Source organism: Nocardia sp. 2TAF39 (genome assembly GCF_052114905.1).
In the GTDB taxonomy this organism is placed as follows: domain Bacteria; phylum Actinomycetota; class Actinomycetes; order Mycobacteriales; family Mycobacteriaceae; genus Nocardia.
Window position 1 is genome coordinate 1 of record NZ_JBFRFQ010000050.1, and the last position, 17,153, is coordinate 17,153.

Here is a 17,153-nt window from a genome sequence, read left to right on the forward strand (position 1 = left end):
TGCACAGTCGTCATCACCGACGGCGACTCCTACCGCATGAAAAACCGCACCAAGCGAGGTGAACGCCCCTGACCTAACACCCCACCCCCTGCAAGAGGGTGGGGACTTCACCCGGCCACCAGCGGCGACCCACAAATGGCCATTGACAGGCCCCCGGGGTGTGCGCCCTCGCCTGCCTGCGGAAATGTGTAATCCACTGCGCGACCTGTCTTTCCGGCGCAGGGTCCCGCACGGATCACGCCTTGCATCGCGACTGAACACTTGTTTAGTATGTTGAACATGCGTTTAGAACGAACCTGCGATGCCGACCTGACCGCGCGAGCCCGGATCCGGGACACGGCGATCGTGATATTCGGTGAGGAAGGGTTTTCCGTCGGGGTTCGCGCTATCGCAGCTGCTGCCGGGGTATCGCCAGCCCTGGTGAACCACCATTTCGGGTCCAAGAAGAGTCTGCGTGCGGAGTGCGACGCGTACGTGCTCGAAGTCGTCCGCAAAGCGAAGTCGGAGTACATACGCGACCCCACTCCGGCAGGACTGCTCACCTCGCTCGCCGAGATCGAGGAGTTCGCGCCGCTGATCGCTTACATCGCACGCAGCTATCAAGCCGGAGGCGAGCTTGCCAAATCGCTGTTCGAGCGTTCGGTCGCCGATGCCGAGCAGTACATGGCAGAGGGCGTCGCGGCGGGCACGATTCGGCCCAGTCGGGATCCGAAAGCCAGGGCTCGCTATCTGGCGACGGTCGGCAGCGGTGGCTTGATGCTGTTCTTGCGGCTACGCCAGGATGCCGACGGCAAGATCGACTATCGCGAAGCGCTGCGTGCCTATGCGGATCAGATGATGCTGCCCACAGTGGAGCTCTACACCGAGGGTCTGTTGACCGACCGGATGGCCTTGGACACCATGCTCGCCGAGCGCGAGCGAATCGCATCCCCCGATTCACCTGAGGAGAATCAATGAGCAATGTGATCGAAGTGCGCGACCTTCGCAAGCAGTTCGGCCAGGTACATGCACTGGATGGGCTGAATCTCGTAGTGGCCCAAGGGGAAATCCACGGCTTCCTCGGCCCGAACGGTGCGGGCAAGTCCACAACCGTTCGGGTACTGCTCGGCATCCTACGGAAAACGTCAGGGACGGCTACGTTGCTGGGTCGTGACCCGTGGGCAGACGCAGTCGAACTGCATCGCCACATTGCCTATGTGCCGGGAGATGTGACGTTATGGCCTTCGCTGACCGGCGGGGAAACGATTGATCTGCTGGCGCGGATGCGCGGCGGTATCGACGAGACACGCCGCACCGAGCTGATCGAACGCTTCGATCTCGATCCGAGGAAGAAGGCGCGCACCTACTCCAAGGGAAATCGGCAGAAGGTGGCGTTGGTTTCCGCGTTCTCGTCCTTCGCCGACCTGATCCTGCTGGATGAGCCGACGTCCGGTCTGGATCCGCTGATGGAACAGGTATTCCAAGAATGCGTCGCCGAAGCACGCGACCGCGGCGCCACCGTGCTGCTGTCGAGTCACATCCTGTCGGAAGTGGAACAGCTGTGCCAGCGCGTCACGATCATTCGAGCGGGTAGGACGGTCGAGAGCGGCACGCTGGAATCGATGCGCCATCTGAGCCGCACCTCGATCAAAGCCGAACTCACCCACGATCCTGGCGATCTCGGCAGGATCCCTGGTGTGCAGGATGTCTCGATCGATGGGAATGTGCTGCACGCTCAAGTGGATAGTGAAAGCCTTGGCGAGCTGATCCGGGTATTGGGTGCGGCCGGAGTGCGTAGCCTGGTGAGTCAGCCGCCCACGCTGGAAGAGCTCTTCCTGCGACACTACGAGGCCGACGGACGCGAGCCGCAGCGGGTGACGGCATGACGACCGCAGTGCTTGCGCGTCCGCAGCACTCCGCTACGTCGGCGAGTTCATCCGAACTTTCCGGGACCGGACAGTTGCTGCGTCTGTATCTGCGGCGCGACCGGATCATCCTGCCGCTGTGGGTGCTGCTGCTGTCCGTACCACTGTCCTCGGCCTATGTGAGCAGCGTCGAAAGCGTCTACCCCACCGCGGCCGATCGCGCCTCGTTCCTGGACTCGATCATGGGCAGTCCCGCCCAGCGAGCGATGTACGGGGTCATCTACAACGACAGTCTCGGCGCGGTGGGCATCTGGAAAGCTGGGATGTTCCACACCCTGATCGCTGTCGCGGTGATACTCAGCGTCATTCGGCATACCCGTGCGGAGGAGGAGACCGGCCGCGCCGAATTGCTCGAATCCACCTCCGTCGGACGCTACGCAAGCCTCACGGCGACGTTGATCCTGGGCTTCGGTGCCTCCTTGGCCACCGGATTGATCGGCACGGCGGGGTTGCTCACCACCGACGTGACCAAGGCTGGTTCGGTGGCGTTCGGGCTCGCGTTGGCAGGCTCGGGCATTGTGTTCGCCGCGGTCGCCGCCGTCGCCGCGCAACTCAGCGCTGGTGCGCGCATCGCCCGCATGATCGCGTTCGCCGCCCTCGGCGCCACGTTTGCGCTGCGTGCGGTCGGTGACGCCGGAAACGGTGTGCTGACCTGGCTCGCCCCACAAGGATGGTCGCTACAGGTGCGCCCCTACGCTGGGGAACGCTGGTGGGTGCTGTTGCTGCACCTGGCAACCGCGGTCGCGTTCACGATTGTCGCCTACCTGCTGCTGCACCGCCGCGACGTAGGTGCGGGGCTTATCGCCGAACGTCCAGGAAAGCCGATGGCTGCAGTCACGCTCAGCGGCGTATTCGGGCTGGGGTGGCGATTGCATCGCGGCGTGCTCATCGCGGCGACGATCGGGTTGTGTCTGTATGCGCTGCTCATCGGCAGTGTCGTCAACGGCATCGGCGATGAGCTCGGCGACAGTGACGCCATCGCGGACATGGTCAACCGGATGGGCGGCTCACAGGCGCTGGAGGACTCGTTCATCACGATCGCGTTCACTATGCTCGCGGTCGGCGCCGGCGCGTTGGCAATCTCGGCTGCCCTGCGGCTCTACAACGAGGAGAGCGCGCTGCGCTTGGAGTCGGTGCTGACCGGCTCGGTCAGCCGGATCCGCTGGGCCGCAAGCCATATCGTGTTCGCGCTGGTCGGTCCCGCGGTGGCGATGACGGCCGCCGGGCTTGTCGCCGGACTTGTCTACGGCCTGGCCGCCGACGATATCGGCGCGAAGCTGCCCGGCGTGCTCGGTGCGGCACTGGTGCAACTGCCTGCGATCTGGATGCTCGCCGGGATCACGGTCCTGTTGTTCGGCCTCGTCCCGCGATTCACCCCGGTCGTCTGGGGTGTGCTGGTCGGGTTCATCACGTTGTTCCTGCTCGGTTCGATCTCCGGGTTCCCCGAGTGGCTGCTCGACCTCGAGCCGTTCACCCACACACCTCGGGTTCCCGGTCAGGAATTCCAGGCCGCGCCGGTGGTCTGGATGCTGCTCATCGACGTGGCACTGCTCACGGTCGGTCTGTACGCCTTCCACCGCCGCGACCTGCGCTGAACATCGCCCGGCCATGACCGCTCGCTCCGGAGGCTTGCCGACTCCCGGAGCGAGCGACAGGTCTTGGGTACTCGCCTCGCAGCGCCGCCCAGGTCAGGGCGTCAGTGGTGTGTGTCGATGAGCCTGGTCGCCGGCGCGCGGGTTTTGCGGCGGGTGAGGTAGCGGTAGGCGGTCAGGCAGGCGAGGAGCCAGAGCGCGCCGAGGCACCAGCCGCCGAGTACGTCGGTGATCCAGTGGACGCCCAGGTAGATCCGGGAGAGGCCCACCGCGGCAACGAATATCGCGGCGAGAGTTGCGGCGAGAGTGCGCAGGGCGGTGTGGCGCAGGTGGGGGATGAGGACGACGGCGACAACGCCGACCACGACGAACGAACCGAGGCTGTGCCCGGATGGATAGGACTGGTTGGTCACGGTTACGAGGTGCTCCTCGACGGGCGGACGGGCCCGGCCGATCACGCTCTTGCCGCCGCGGACCAGAAGCCCGGCCCCGAGCCCGGCGATCGCGATGAGTGCTGCCTCGGACCAGCGGCGGCGCCAGGACAGGCCCAGGCACACCAGGGTGGCGAGCGCAGTCATGGTGAGGGTGCCGCCGAGCGCGCTGACCGTCACGGCAGTCGGAGTCAGCACACCGTCGCGGTGCGCGGTGGCCCAGTCCGTGACATTGCGATCGAGCCCTGTGCGGCCGTTGTCGTCGAGCGCATGGCGGGAGAGACCGGCGGTGAGCACCACAAGAAGCGCGGCGAACACCGCGATCGCGGTCCGAATCCGATGCGGCGTCACCCCTCCACCGTTCCATCCCGGAAAGTCGGACGTGAGCCGAGGTGCCCAGGACACGCGGTACCCGCTGTCGACGAGCAGGGTGTCTGTGCGCGTGCAGAGCTGCGGCGAGCAGGCGCTACGCTCGTCGGCGTGCTGCTTTCCGATCGTGACATCCGTGCGGAGATCGCCGCTGGGCGTCTCGGCGTCGAGCCGCTCCTGGAGAACCTGATCCAGCCATCGAGTATCGATGTGCGCCTGGATCGAATGTTCCGGGTGTTCAACAACACCCGCTACACCCACATCGACCCCGCACAGCGGCAGGACGAGCTGACCAGCCCGGTCGAGCCCGCGGAGGGCGAGCCATTCGTGCTGCACCCCGGCGAGTTCGTGCTCGGCTCCACGCTCGAGGTGTGCACGCTGCCGGACGATCTGGCCGGGCGGCTCGAGGGCAAGTCGAGCCTGGGCAGGCTCGGCCTGCTGACCCACTCGACTGCGGGCTTCATCGATCCCGGCTTCAGCGGCCACATCACGTTGGAGCTGTCCAACGTGGCGAATCTGCCGATAACCCTGTGGCCCGGTATGAAGATCGGCCAACTCTGTCTGATCAAACTGACCAGTCCCGCCGAGCACCCGTACGGCAGCGCCGTCGCGGGCTCCAAGTATCAGGGCCAGCGCGGGCCGACCCCGTCACGCTCCTACCTCAACTTTCCGCTCCCCACCGCTGCCATCGACGCCGCCGAATCACGCTGAGCAAGAATGCCCTGTGCCGCATACGCATAGGCGGCACCGGACCGAGTCCGCCACGTCGACTGTGGGAAAGAGGCAGACCCGGCCCGGGCGGCAGCGGGAACCGATCGCGGAGGTGATCAGTCCCCGCCGCCCGCTCCCACCGCCAGTGCCGTAGTGAGGATGGCGGACAATGGTGGGAGCGCGTCGCCGCGGTTCGGCGGGTTGACCCAGAAGCACCCTTCCCGGGTCCAGCGGCCGAGACCGGTCGGCAACATCACGGCACTACCGATGGCGGGAAGGCCGATATCCAAACGGTTGAGCACTTCCAATACCTGCGTCCCCGGCCTGCTGTCCGGCTCGGCGAGGAAGCTCCACCGGATCTGTCTGGCCAACATGGGACCCCTCGACCCTTGTTGCTCCAGTGCGGTACTTACCCTTTCGGCGCGTGCGGTCGGCAGGTGGACGACGCAGACCCGGCCGGTGATCGGCAGCATGGCGAAACCGCCACGCTCGACGACCGGTAGCCCGAACTCGTGCTGGTAGAACGCCACCCAATCGTCCACGGTCCTGAGTTTCTCCACATTCACGGCGAACTCCTTGCCTTCCGTCTCAAGGGTCCCCGGTCCGTCCGGCGATTCGGTATTGCCCGCACGCCCGCCTTCCGCTGCCCTTCCGCTGCCTTTGATACGAGCCATGTTTCACATGTGGCTCTGCTCACAATCGGCTCGTACTCTGGACAAGAAGTTCGTTCGGAAGGGGTGACATCTTGGTCAGACGGTGGTCGGGGAGAGAGGCTCGAGCCCTTCGCGATGCCAAGCGGATGAGCATCAGAGAGTTCGCGGCCCACCTGGGTGTGCACGAACGACTCGTGTCCAAGTGGGAGGCCGGGGGCACCCGAGTCCATCCACGGCCGATCAACCAAGCCGCTCTGGATACCTCCCTGGCCAGGTCCGACGATGTTGTGCGGGCGCGGTTCGCGGCAATGATCGATGAGCTCGTGGTCGATCGACCCGTCCCGCCGGGATTCGATGCGCGTGCCGACGGCTCGGCGCGCACTCGATATTCGAGCGACGCGGACCTTTTGGCTCTCATAGACGCCGGTGCGATGAGAGGTGATGCGTTAGTAGCTATTTCGGAGAGGGATCTGATCATGGCGGCTGCCCACGAGGCCAGCGAACACGCCGGCAAAGCCGAGAGCACCAATGTGGGTGCGACCACGCTGGAACAACTCGACGCCGACGTGGCGCGCATCGCGAACGACTACGTACACATTCCGCCGGTACCGATGATGGTGGAGATGCTGCGGGTGCGCCGCCGGGTTTATCGCCTGCTGGAGGGCCATCAGCGGCCCGCGGACACCAGCCACCTGTACCTGCTCGCGGGCACCCTCTCGGGTTTGCTCGCCAACGTGAGTACCGATCTGGGCTATTACGACGCGGCGGGCGAGCAGGCCAGAGCAGCGTGGGCCTACGCGGAACTGTGCGGGCACAACGGACTTCGCGCCTGGACCCGCGGCATGCACGCGCTGATCGAATACTGGTCGCATCGACCACGCCGAGCCCTGCTGCTGGCGCGGAGCGGGCAACAGTTCGCCGAGTCCGCGACGGCGCAGGTGCGACTGCTCAATATCGAAGCAAGGATCTGGTCAGCGCTGGGCAGCGCCGCCGACGCCGAACGGTGCATCCGGGCCGCCGACGACGTCCGCGAATTCGCCGGAACCGACACCCTGCACGACGAGGTGGGCGGCGTCTTCGGGTTCAACGACCCCAAGGCCCAGTACTACGCGGGTGCCACCTACATCCACCTCGGCCAGGCCGCGCCGGCGCTCCGCGCCACCCAGCGGGCCATCGAGCTGTATTCGAAGGGCCCGTCCGAGCAGCGCTCCTACGGCGCCGAGGCACTGGCCCGGGTGGACTGCGCTGCCGCTCACCTGATCAACGGCAGCCTGGACGGCGCGGCCGAGGCACTGCATCCAGTGCTCGGGCTCGACGAGGACAAGCGCATCGCGCAACTCGAGGAGCGGCTGACCGGTGTGCGCAGGCGAATCGCCACCCCGGCCTTTCGCGATGCGGTCGAGGCGCGGTTCCTGGACGAGCGGATCGAGGAGTTCTGCGGCTCCACCGCGGCGCGGAGCATCCCGCCGGGAAGCCCGGCTTGCTGAGGGACTCGTCACACCGCGGGCGGTGCCGGAGCCGAGACGGCCGATCGAACCTCGCACCGGCATTTATCCGCTTGCGACGGATGGCACCATGGGACGGGTGAGTCCGAGTCATCTACCGCACCGCCCGCCGCGCGTCCTCGAGCAGTCCACGAAGCTGCAGGACGTCGTCTACGAAATCCGTGGACCGGTATACGCGCAGGCGGCACGGCTGGAGGCCGAGGGTCATCGCATTCTCAAGCTCAATATCGGCAACCCCGCTCCGTTCGGGTTCGAGGCGCCGGATGTGATCATGCGCGACATCATCGCCGCGCTCCCGTACGCCCAGGGCTACTCCGAATCCAAGGGCATTCTGTCCGCGCGGCGCGCGATCGTGACCCGCTACGAGCTCGTGCCCGGCTTCCCCGAACTCGACGTAAACGACGTCTACTTGGGCAACGGCGTTTCCGAGCTGATCACCATCACCATGCAGGCGCTGCTGGACAACGGCGACGAGGTGCTGATCCCGGCGCCGGACTATCCGCTGTGGACCGCCATGACCAGCCTGGGGGGCGGCACCCCGGTGCACTACCTGTGCGACGAAGCCAACGGGTGGCAGCCCGACGTCGCCGACATCGAATCGAAGATCACCGACAAGACCAAGGCCCTGCTGGTGATCAACCCGAACAACCCGACCGGCGCGGTGTACTCCGCGGAGGTTCTTCAGCAGTTGGTCGACGTCGCGCGCAAGCATCAGCTGTTGCTGCTCGCCGACGAGATCTACGACAAGATCCTCTACGACGACGCCAAGCACATCTCGCTGGCGACGATGGCGCCCGATCAACTATGTCTGACCTTCAACGGGCTGTCCAAGGCGTATCGGGTCGCGGGCTACCGGTCGGGCTGGCTGGCGATCACCGGTCCGAAGGAGCACGCGGCCGGTTTCCTGGAGGGCATCGACCTGCTTGCCTCGTCCAGGTTGTGTCCGAATGTGCCTGCGCAGCATGCGATTCAGGTGGCACTCGGCGGGCATCAGAGCATCGAGGATCTGATCCTGCCCGGTGGCCGACTACTCGAACAGCGTGATGTCGCCTGGGAACGGTTGAACATGATCCCCGGTGTGACCTGTGTGAAGCCGAAAGGCGCGCTCTACACATTCCCCAGGCTGGATCCGAACGTGTACGAGATCTACGACGACTCGAAGCTCGTCCTAGATCTGCTACTCCAGGAGAAGATCCTGATGGTGCAGGGCACCGGCTTCAACTGGCCCCACCACGATCATCTGCGGATCGTGACGCTGCCCTGGGCGAGGGATCTAGCGGTCGCGATCGAACGCTTCGGCAACTTCTTGTCCAGCTATCGCCAGTAGCGGAAAAGCCGGCACGGCCATATAATCGCCCCGCTTCCAGCTCTGAAACAAACTCGATGTTTGGATATTCGCCAGATTTGAATACTAGCTAGCGCAAAAGAAGTACTTTTGTGTACAGTAGTCCTCGGCACCTAGAGTGCCTGGTCGGATGGCCTACCCCCCTGGGCACATCCGATCTCGGGTTCGGCCGCCTACCCCCCTGGGCCGCCTGCCCGCGGGCGGCGGAGACATCCCCCTGCTCTCCGCCGCCCCCTCAAAAACCTCTTCTCGCCGTTGGCTGTGTTATGCCGCGCCGCACCAATCTTGAAAATGAAATCCTTTAAGCTCGCTCCGGGTAGACACTCTGACAAGTAGGAGCGCGGTGAGCGACCACCACCATCACCACGATCACTCGGAACCGATCGCGATCGGCGCGACCGCGGCTCGCGTGGTCGTCGGGTTACTCACCGCCGTCGGCATTCTCGTCGCGATCGGCGCGATCATGTTGTGGCCGAGCAAGCAGCATGTGGACATCCCCTTGCCGATGCAGAACGCGGGCGGCGGGGCGGTGCAGACCGAAGCAGGCACCGTGATGATGCAGGACGTCGGGCCGTGCGGCAGTTCGTCGCTGGGCAAGGTTTTCGTCGACAAGCCGGAGGCGCCGCGCAGCAACGCCTACATCTGCCAGCGCAGCCTGATCGCGATCGAGTCCGGGCCGCACAAGGGTAACCACACGCTGTTCGAAATCGCGCCCGGTCCAGGACAACCCGATCTACGCGCGGGCGACAGGATCCGGCTGGTCCGCCAGACCGATCCGAGCGGGACGCCGCTGTACTCGTTCGAGGACTACGCGCGCGGTCTGCCGCTGACGCTGATCGTGCTGGTGTTCGTGGTGGTGATCATCGTGGTGGCGCGCTGGCGTGGTCTGCGCGCGCTGCTCGGTCTGGTGTTCGCGTTCGCGGTGCTCGTGCTGTTCCTGCTGCCCGCCCTGCTGGACGGCAAACCGGCGATCCCGGTCGCGTTGGTCGCGGGCTCGCTGATCCTGTACGCGGTGCTTTATCTCGCGCACGGGGTGAATCTGCGCACCAGTTCAGCGCTACTCGGCACACTGACCTCGATGCTGGTCGCGGCGGCGCTGTCCTGGCTCTCGATCGAGCTGACCCACCTGACCGGGCTGTCCGAAGAGCAGAACACCAACGTCGCCACCTACCTCCAGCACGTCAGCATCACCGGACTGCTGCTCGCCGGCTTCATCATCGGTTCGCTCGGCGTGCTCAACGACGTCACGATCACTCAGGCGTCGGCCGCGTTCGAGCTGGCGGCCATCGATCAATCGGCCTCGCGGCGCGAGGTTTTCACCGCTGCCATGCGGGTGGGGCGCGACCACATCGCCAGCACTGTGTACACCCTGGTGCTCGCCTACGCCGGTGGGGCGCTGCCGCTCCTGCTGCTGTTCAGCGTGGCGGGGCGGTCTATTCGCGATGTACTGACCGGTGACGCGGTCGCGATCGAGATCGCGCGCTCCGCGGTCGGCGGTATCGCGCTCGCGCTCTCGGTCCCGCTGACCACCGGCATCGCGGTCCTGCTCGCCCGTCCGTTCGGCAGCAAGGAGACCACTCCACCGGCGCGCCGCGCCCGGCACGCGCGGACCTGAGTTCGGAGCGTCCGAAGCTGGGCCTCGGCACTCCTACATGGTGAGGTTTACTGCGAATCGAGTAGGCGTGCAGGTGATCAGCGCGGCGGTGGCGGCGGGAAAGGGAAGATCTCCGATGGAATCGTGGGGACCACAATCGGCGGAAGGCCGGGCACCACGATGGTGTTCGGGCCGGGCGTCGGTGGCGCTTCGGTGGTGGTCTGGCGCCGGTTCGGTGGGGGCGCGGCGACCGATTCGTGCGCTGATTCCGCCGTCGTGCCCGGTGCGACCGCGATCTGTGGATCGAGCACGGTGGTGCGCGGAACGGTGGTCGGTGACACCGAGGGCGACCCCTCGCTGCTGTGCGAATCATGTTCCAGCACCTGCGGACCGTAGCCGAGACCGAGACCGATCGCGGCGATCACGGCGAGTGCGCTTACCGTCAGCACGGCGCCGCTGATCTCGCGTTTGCCGGTCGCGGCAGGTGCGGATAACCAGGCGGGCGACAGTTCGTCGTCGCCGAGCGTCGGTGTCGCGGCAGGGGTCTCCTTGCGGACCGGCCGGGCCAGCAACGCGGCGCCACGGGCCATCACGGTCTCGGGGCTGTCCGGGACGATGACCGGCACGCCCATCCAGCGTTCGAGAACCTTGGCAACCAGCGGGATTCGCGCGCAGCCGCCGATGGCGAGTACCCCGTGTACGGGACGGTCCGAACGCACGATCACGTCCCGGGTCATCCGCGCCGATGATTCGATCGCCAGCATGATCAGTGAGTCGAAGTTCTCCTGCGCCAGCAGCACCAAGCCTTGCGCACTGGGTAGTGCGACCGCGGTGTTGGAGGTCAGCTGCTCCTTGGCCTCCCGGCACAGCGCGTCCAGCGCGACGAGACCTGCGGCGTTCGGCGGGTGTGCGATCCGGCCCGATGCGATCTGCTGTTCCCTGATGAGCGAATCGAGGTAGTCGCCGCTGATGTCGCTGGTGCGTTCGCTGTGGCGGACTTCGCGGGTCTGGGTGTCGACCACGCTCACTGAGAGGCCCGAGCTGCCGAGGTCGTAGACCACCAGCGACGAGATGCCACGGATGTCGCCGGTGGACTGCGCGAACTCCAATGCCGCCACGATCTCCGGAACGAGTTCGTAGTTGGTCAGCTGCTGGCGCGCCATCGCCGCGCGGATCGCGCGGGCATGCTGTTCACTGCGATAGGCGATCGCAGTGGCGCCGATACCCGGGGTGGCTTCCAACGTGACCCCGATGGCTTCGGCCACCAGCTCTTCAACGCTCTGGTCGAGCACCGGAATGCTCTGCAGGTCGAATGAATGGGGTGCGACATGACCGTGGGGGTTCCCGGCATGTGGCCGCGCCATACGGACAGCGCCGGCCCCCACCGAAACTCCCAGTACCGAACTCATTCAGCTGCCCATCTCGTTCATGCGTCACGACATGCGAGCCTGCGCCGTCCGTTCGGCGGAGGTCCGCTGGACGGACCCTACCGTCGACGATCAGCTGTGCTTGAGGCAGGACTGGTCATCCGGCCAGTAGTCCCGCCTTGCCTCGCAACTCTACGGTGTGCCGAGTCCCGCGTACACCCATCCGGCGGTTCTCCAGGTGGCACGATTGAGACAGTTGCGGCCGTCGATGATGCTGCGGGCTCGTACTACTCGGTCCAGGTTCTCCGGACGCAGTGCCGTGAACTCGGTCCACTCGGTGAGGACGAGCACCACGTCGGCGCGTTCGCACGCCTCGGTGATCGAGGTCGCGTAGTTCAGGGTCGGGAACACCCCGCGCGAATTCTCCAGTGCCTTCGGGTCATAGACGGTCACCACCGCGCCGTGCAGCTGGATCATGCCCGCGACGTTCAGCGCGGGTGAGTCGCGGACGTCGTCGGATTCCGGCTTGAACGCCGCGCCGAGCACCGCGACGTTGGCGCCCAGCAGCGAGCCGCCGCAGGCGCGGGCGGCCATGTCCACCACCTTGGTTCGGCGGCGCATGTTGATGTTGTCCACCTCGCGCAGAAGAGCCACCGCGTGGTCGGCGCCCAGTTCGCCGGAGCGGGCCATGAACGCGCGGATGTCCTTCGGCAGACAGCCGCCGCCGAATCCCAAGCCTGCGTTGAGGAATCGGCGGCCGATGCGTGCGTCGTAGCCGAGGGCGTCGGCCAGCATTGTCACGTCGGCGCCGGTCGCATCGCACACTTCCGACACCGCATTGATGAACGAAATCTTCGTCGCCAGAAAGGCGTTCGCGGAGACCTTGACCAATTCGGCTGTGGCCAGATCGGTCAGCAGGAATGGGACCTCGGCGGCGATCAGATCGTCGTAGATCTCGCGGACCACCTCCTCGACCCATCCCGTGGCGTCGCGGTCGTGGTCGACGCCGAGTACCAGCCGGTTCGGGCGCAAGGTGTCCTTGACCGCGAAGCCCTCGCGCAGGAATTCCGGATTCCACGCCACCTCGACCTCGGTCGCGCTCAACGCGCGGGCACGGGCGCCGAGTGCTGCGGCCGTGCCGACCGGCACCGTCGACTTGCCGACGATCACCGACGGACGCTCCAGCATCGGGGCAAGTGAGTCCACCACGGCGTGCACGTGCTTCAGGTCTGCGGCGTACTCCCCCTTCTTCTGCGGGGTACCAACCCCGAGAAAATGTACCTCGGCGTGGGCGGCGGCCTCGGCGTAGGAGGTCGTGAACCGCAGCTTGCCCGCGTCGAGGTTGCGTCGCAGCACCTCCTCCAGGCCCGGCTCGTAGAACGGCACTACCCCGTCGGATAGCTTCGCGACCTTGCCAGGGTCCACGTCCACCCCGATGACGTCATGCCCGAGTTCGGCCATGCATGCCGCGTGCGTGGCCCCGAGATACCCGGTTCCGAAGACTGTGCATCGCATGATCGATTGGTAAACCCCGCCGGTGGCCGCACCACGTCACCGAGGCAAGGGTCCGGGCAACAGCAGATGTACAGGCGGCGACGCCGGTCGGCGAAACGCCCTGACCTGCGGGATCGTTCCGCTGCCCGGCTAGCATCGGCGTGGTGCGACGACATCATCGGTGGCCCTGGACCCTGCTCGGCGTGGTCCTCGTGGTTGCCGTTGCCGGGGTGGCGCTGTGGCCGGTCTACGTGCGCCCACGCACCGACACGCCCGCCGCGGCGGACGCCGTTCTCGTCCTGGGCGGCGCCCACGACGGGCGCGAACAACTCGGACTCCGCCTGGCGCACGAGGGATACGCACCGCGTGTGCTGTTCTCCAATCCCTATGAGAACAGCGTGCTGGTGAACCGGATCTGTCACGGCGGCTACAGCTTCGAGGTCACCTGCTTCGACCCCGCCCCGCGCACCACCCGCGGCGAGGGCCGCGAACTCGCCCGCCTCGCCCGCGCCGGGAACTGGCACCGCGTCATCGTCGTCACCTTCACCCCGCACATCTCTCGAGCTCGCTTCATCCTCGAAAAGTGCTGGGACGGAGAACTTCTCTTCACCGACCCCGAACCCGACCTCTCGGTCCTCCGTTGGGGATACGACTACGTCTACCAGTCGGTGGGTTACATCAAAGCCTTCTTCGAGGACTGTTAGTCGGCGGTCCCAGCTCCCGAACAATTACTGGTGATGTCGCCTGTGGATGAGTGGCAGCGGCACCGTTGACAGCTCATTTCGAAAGGTTAGAGGCTCACATTCCGCACGTGAATCGGGCGCGCGGTCTCGGCGGCGAAGGTCGCCGTCGCGCGGGTTGCGCGGTTCGTGGGCGCAAAGAAATACTCCCCAGGGATAGAAGGAACTGAGTTCACAGTCCAACTTCTGGGGAGCACTTCAGCGCGGGACCCGGGCACTTTCGCTGTGCTCAGTTCTTCCGGCCGGGCGCCTTGGCGCCGGACTTGAAGCCGAGGCCACCCGGTTTGGCGGCGGGCGGTGTGACCTCGGGTGCGCCGTTGCCGCTGGTGCCGTTGGTGGCCTGCTCGGGCTCGGAGGCGGATTCGGCTGCCGCGGTGGTTGCCGTGGCGGACGCTTCCTCTGCCGCGGCGGGCTCGGCCGCCGGAGCCATTGCGCCCGGCGCCTTGGCACCGGGGCGCTTGAAGCCGGACTTCATGGCCAGACCCTTGGCGGGCACCGTCGGCTTCGTTTCCGTCGGCTTTTCCGTCGGAGCCGCGTCGGCCGCAGCAGCCGCGTCGGTGGCGGCCTCGGCCGGTGCGGTGTCGGCAGGAGCCGCGGCCGCTTTCGCGCCGGGCGCCTTGGCCGCACCCTTCATGGCGAGTCCGGGTGCCTTGGCACCGCCCTTCATCCCCAAGCCCTTGACCGGCGGGGCGGCGGGAGCCTTGGCCGTGGGCGCGGATTCGGCCGACTCGGCGGCGGGAGCCGCCGAAGCCTTGGCGCCGGGTGCCTTGGCTCCGCCCTTCATGCCCAGGCCACCGGGTGCTTTCGCCGGGCCCTTCATGGCCAGGCCTTTGACTGGCGCGGCGGGCGCCGATGTGGTCTCGGTCGCCCCGGGTGCCTTGGCGCCGGGTGCCTTGGCTCCGCCCTTCATGCCCAGGCCACCGGGTGCTTTCGCCGGACCCTTCATCGCCAGACCGCCACCGGTCGGCGCGGCCTTGGCGGGCGTGGGCGTCTCGGCGGTTGGGGCGGGCTCCTTCTCCTGCTCGGGCTCAGGTGCCTTCGGTTCCTGGATGACGGTGAGGTTCTCGGTCAGCTTCGCGGGCTCGACGCGTTCGATGGCGTCCAGCATCAGCTGGGCGACGTCGACGACCTCGACGCCTTCGCCCTCGCCCTTCTCCTGGCGCGCGGTGACGCCGTCGGTGAGCATCACGCGGCAGAACGGGCAGCCGGTCGCGATCTTCGACGCAGCGGAGCTTCCGGAGCGGCCATCAGACGCAGTGAGCGTATCCAGTGCCTCGTCCACCCGATCGATGTTGATGCGCTTGCCGAGTTGCTCTTCCATCCACATCCGCGCGCCACCGGCGCCACAGCACATGGACCGTTCGCCGTGCCGAGGCATCTCGACCAGGTTCGAGCCGGATGCCGCCATCAACTCACGGGGCGCGTTGTAGACCTTGTTGTGCCTGCCCAAGTAGCAGGGGTCGTGATAGGTGACGCTCTGTGACAATGAGGCCACCGGAATCAGCTGCTTCTGGCGCACGAGGCGGTTGAGCAGCTGGGTGTGGTGCACGACCTCGTAACTGCCGCCGACCTGCGGGTACTCGTTATTGAGCGCGTTGAAGCAGTGCGCACAAGTGACGACGATCTTCTTCTTGCGATCCTCGACGCCCTCGAACACCGAGTCGAGCAGTTCGATATTCTGCTGCGCCAGCTGCTGGAACAGGAACTCGTTGCCCGCGCGGCGGGCCGAGTCGCCTGTGCACGTCTCGTCGGCGCCGAGCACCATGAACGTCACACCGGCGGTGGCGAGCAGCTCGGCGACGGCTTTGGTGGTCTTCTTGGCGCGGTCTTCGTAGGCGCCCGCGCAGCCGACCCAGAACAAGTAGTCGTAGCCGTCGAAGCTGTCGGCATCCTGACCGAAGACCGGGATCTGGAAGTCCAGCTCGTTGATCCAGTTGAGCCGGTCCTTGGCGTTCTGACCCCAGGGGTTGCCCTTGTTCTCCAGGTTCTTGAACAGGCCCGCGAGCTCGGACGGGAACTCCGACTCGATCAGCACCTGGTAGCGGCGCATGTCGATGATGTGGTCGACGTGCTCGATGTCCACCGGGCACTGCTCGACGCACGCGCCACAGGTGGTGCAGCTCCACAGCACCTCGGGATCGATGATGCCGTTCACGTCCTCGCCGCCGACCAGCGGACGTTCGGCCTCTGCCTTCGCGGCCTCGGAGATCCGGGCCAGCTTCGCCTCGTTCGGATTGCCCTCGGCGTCGACCAGGCCGATCTCGTCGCCGGCCATGTCTTTGCGGCCGCCGGCCAGCAGGTAGGGCGCCTTGGCGTAGCCGTGATCACGCAGCGACATGATCAGCAGCTTGGGCGAGAGCGGCTTGCCGGTGTTCCACGCCGGGCACTGCGACTGGCAGCGACCACACTCGGTGCAGGTGGTGAAGTCCAGCCAGCCCTTCCAGGAGAAGTCCTCGATCCGGCCGGCACCGAAGGTGTCGGTGTCCGGATCGGCGGTCTCCATGTCGACCGGCTTGCCCTTCGACATCATCGGCTTGGCCGCACCCAGGGCGACGCCGCCGTCGTCCTCACGTTTGAAGTAGATGTTCGGAAACGCGGAGAACCGGTGCCAGGCCACCCCCCAGGTGACGTTGCGGCCGACCAGCAGCAGGAACAGCATGCCGGACATCAGCTTGACGAACGCGAACAGCGCCACCAGGGTCGCGCTTGCGGGCAGCAGTTCGGCCACCCGCATGGTGAAGAAGTCGGTGGCCGCGTTGGAGTGGCCGTAGGCCGCGATCTTGCCCGCCTTCACGAAGATCATGCCGAGGCCCTCGATCAGCACGATCGCCTCGATCACGTAGGCGGGGCCGAACTTCGAGCCGCTGAACCGGGACAGCCGCTCGGGCAGTCGTGGGTGGTTCAGCTGACGCAGGATGATCAGGGTGGTGATGCCGAGCACCGTGCCGATGCCGAGGATCTCGTCCCACAGGTGGTAGATCGCCCAGTTGCCGATGATCGGCCAGTGGAATTCGGGGTCGAATGTCTGCCCGTATGCCTCGAACCACAGGATCGCGCCGCCGATGAAGCCGATCATCACCAGCCAGTGCGCCCAGCCGACGGTGCGGAATTTGTTCATGCGCGTGTGCGCGAGGAACTCCACGATCATCTGCTGGAGCCGGGGAAAGAACGGCCGCCAGCGATCCGGCGCGGGCTGTCCGACCATGATGGCGCGCGCGATGTTGCGCACGCCGCCGATGAACGACGCCCAACACAGGAGGCTGAGCGTCGCCCCAATCGTGCCCAGCGTCATTGTCAGGGCATTCATGTCGCGACCTTTCTTTAGAGGCAACACGAGAGAGGGCGGTTCTGGCGCCACCCCTTTGGCTCGTATCCTAACTGGCGGTAAGTTACCCGCCAGTAATAGCTGGTGTCCATCGTAGTATCGGTCTTTGGGCGGTAGCCCGCG

Annotated in this window: 13 protein-coding genes; 8 read left to right on the forward strand and 5 right to left on the reverse strand. The window is 66.2% G+C overall.

What is annotated here, in order from left to right; all coding sequences use genetic code 11:
- Positions 1–279 precede the first annotated feature (279 nt).
- From AB4Z47_RS25320 to AB4Z47_RS25330, 3 genes are read left to right on the forward strand one after another with little or no spacing between them, the layout of a single operon-like run.
- A complete protein-coding gene (locus tag AB4Z47_RS25320) occupies positions 280–957 on the forward strand; it encodes a TetR family transcriptional regulator (RefSeq protein WP_441954226.1) in 678 nt (225 codons plus the stop codon).
- Positions 954–1,865, forward strand: coding sequence for an ABC transporter ATP-binding protein (locus AB4Z47_RS25325; protein WP_441954228.1), 912 nt, complete (start codon positions 954–956; stop codon positions 1,863–1,865). Before AB4Z47_RS25320 ends, AB4Z47_RS25325 begins: the two co-directional genes overlap by 4 nt.
- On the forward strand, positions 1,862–3,499 hold the full coding sequence (locus AB4Z47_RS25330; RefSeq protein ID WP_441954230.1) for an ABC transporter permease: 1,638 nt from the start codon (positions 1,862–1,864) through the stop codon (positions 3,497–3,499). The genes AB4Z47_RS25325 and AB4Z47_RS25330 overlap by 4 nt, the downstream gene beginning before the upstream one ends.
- 101 nt (positions 3,500–3,600) lie before the next feature.
- Here the strand turns inward: AB4Z47_RS25330 and AB4Z47_RS25335 are convergent, their stop codons facing one another.
- A complete protein-coding gene (locus AB4Z47_RS25335) occupies positions 3,601–4,278 on the reverse strand; it encodes a phosphatase PAP2 family protein (RefSeq protein WP_441954232.1) in 678 nt (225 codons plus the stop codon).
- 129 nt (positions 4,279–4,407) lie between these two features.
- On the opposite strand from AB4Z47_RS25335, the gene dcd reads away from it, so the two are divergent.
- Positions 4,408–5,007, forward strand: a complete 600-nt coding sequence (gene dcd / locus AB4Z47_RS25340) for a dCTP deaminase (RefSeq protein ID WP_441954234.1) — start codon at positions 4,408–4,410, stop codon at positions 5,005–5,007.
- A gap of 116 nt (positions 5,008–5,123) precedes the next feature.
- Here the strand turns inward: dcd and AB4Z47_RS25345 are convergent, their stop codons facing one another.
- On the reverse strand, positions 5,124–5,681 hold the full coding sequence (locus AB4Z47_RS25345; RefSeq protein WP_441954236.1) for a hypothetical protein: 558 nt from the start codon (positions 5,679–5,681) through the stop codon (positions 5,124–5,126).
- A 125-nt stretch (positions 5,682–5,806) separates the two neighbouring features.
- Between AB4Z47_RS25345 and AB4Z47_RS25350 the strand changes: the two genes are divergently transcribed.
- The 3 genes from AB4Z47_RS25350 to AB4Z47_RS25360 all read left to right on the forward strand — a co-directional run bounded on the left by AB4Z47_RS25350 (position 5,807) and on the right by AB4Z47_RS25360 (position 10,125).
- On the forward strand, positions 5,807–7,147 hold the full coding sequence (locus tag AB4Z47_RS25350; protein WP_441954237.1) for an XRE family transcriptional regulator: 1,341 nt from the start codon (positions 5,807–5,809) through the stop codon (positions 7,145–7,147).
- 88 nt (positions 7,148–7,235) lie between these two features.
- On the forward strand, positions 7,236–8,492 hold the full coding sequence (locus AB4Z47_RS25355) for a pyridoxal phosphate-dependent aminotransferase (RefSeq protein ID WP_441954239.1): 1,257 nt from the start codon (positions 7,236–7,238) through the stop codon (positions 8,490–8,492).
- Between the two features lie 361 nt (positions 8,493–8,853).
- Positions 8,854–10,125 carry a YibE/F family protein gene (locus AB4Z47_RS25360; RefSeq protein WP_441954241.1) on the forward strand — a complete coding sequence of 424 codons (1,272 nt, stop codon included), beginning with the start codon at positions 8,854–8,856 and terminating at the stop codon, positions 10,123–10,125.
- A 77-nt stretch (positions 10,126–10,202) separates the two neighbouring features.
- On the opposite strand, the gene AB4Z47_RS25365 is transcribed toward AB4Z47_RS25360, so the two are convergent.
- The gene (locus tag AB4Z47_RS25365; RefSeq protein WP_441954243.1) at positions 10,203–11,513 is read right to left on the reverse strand and encodes an Hsp70 family protein; all 1,311 of its coding nucleotides are present in this window, start codon (positions 11,511–11,513) and stop codon (positions 10,203–10,205) included.
- Positions 11,514–11,663: 150 nt separating this feature from the next.
- The gene (locus AB4Z47_RS25370) at positions 11,664–12,986 is read right to left on the reverse strand and encodes a UDP-glucose dehydrogenase family protein (RefSeq protein ID WP_441954245.1); all 1,323 of its coding nucleotides are present in this window, start codon (positions 12,984–12,986) and stop codon (positions 11,664–11,666) included.
- Between the two features lie 143 nt (positions 12,987–13,129).
- On the opposite strand from AB4Z47_RS25370, the gene AB4Z47_RS25375 reads away from it, so the two are divergent.
- Complete coding sequence (locus AB4Z47_RS25375) at positions 13,130–13,669, forward strand: YdcF family protein (RefSeq protein ID WP_441954247.1); 540 nt, start codon at positions 13,130–13,132, stop codon at positions 13,667–13,669.
- A 265-nt stretch (positions 13,670–13,934) separates the two neighbouring features.
- Here the strand turns inward: AB4Z47_RS25375 and AB4Z47_RS25380 are convergent, their stop codons facing one another.
- Positions 13,935–17,012, reverse strand: a complete 3,078-nt coding sequence (locus AB4Z47_RS25380) for a heterodisulfide reductase-related iron-sulfur binding cluster (protein ID WP_441954249.1) — start codon at positions 17,010–17,012, stop codon at positions 13,935–13,937.
- Positions 17,013–17,153: the final 141 nt, after the last annotated feature.

Excerpts from the sequence above, each read along its gene's own strand:
- AB4Z47_RS25345 (WP_441954236.1), bottom strand. The coding sequence starts at position 5,681 with ATGGCTCGTATCAAAGGCAGCGGAAGGGCAGCGGAAGGCGGGCGTGCG.
- AB4Z47_RS25350 (WP_441954237.1), top strand. The coding sequence starts at position 5,807 with ATGAGCATCAGAGAGTTCGCGGCCCACCTGGGTGTGCACGAACGACTC.
- AB4Z47_RS25365 (WP_441954243.1), bottom strand. The coding sequence starts at position 11,513 with ATGAGTTCGGTACTGGGAGTTTCGGTGGGGGCCGGCGCTGTCCGTATG.
- AB4Z47_RS25370 (WP_441954245.1), bottom strand. The coding sequence starts at position 12,986 with ATGCGATGCACAGTCTTCGGAACCGGGTATCTCGGGGCCACGCACGCG.
- AB4Z47_RS25325 (WP_441954228.1), top strand. The coding sequence starts at position 954 with ATGAGCAATGTGATCGAAGTGCGCGACCTTCGCAAGCAGTTCGGCCAG.
- AB4Z47_RS25330 (WP_441954230.1), top strand. The coding sequence starts at position 1,862 with ATGACGACCGCAGTGCTTGCGCGTCCGCAGCACTCCGCTACGTCGGCG.
- AB4Z47_RS25355 (WP_441954239.1), top strand. The coding sequence starts at position 7,236 with ATGGGACGGGTGAGTCCGAGTCATCTACCGCACCGCCCGCCGCGCGTC.
- AB4Z47_RS25320 (WP_441954226.1), top strand. The coding sequence starts at position 280 with ATGCGTTTAGAACGAACCTGCGATGCCGACCTGACCGCGCGAGCCCGG.
- AB4Z47_RS25380 (WP_441954249.1), bottom strand. The coding sequence starts at position 17,012 with ATGAATGCCCTGACAATGACGCTGGGCACGATTGGGGCGACGCTCAGC.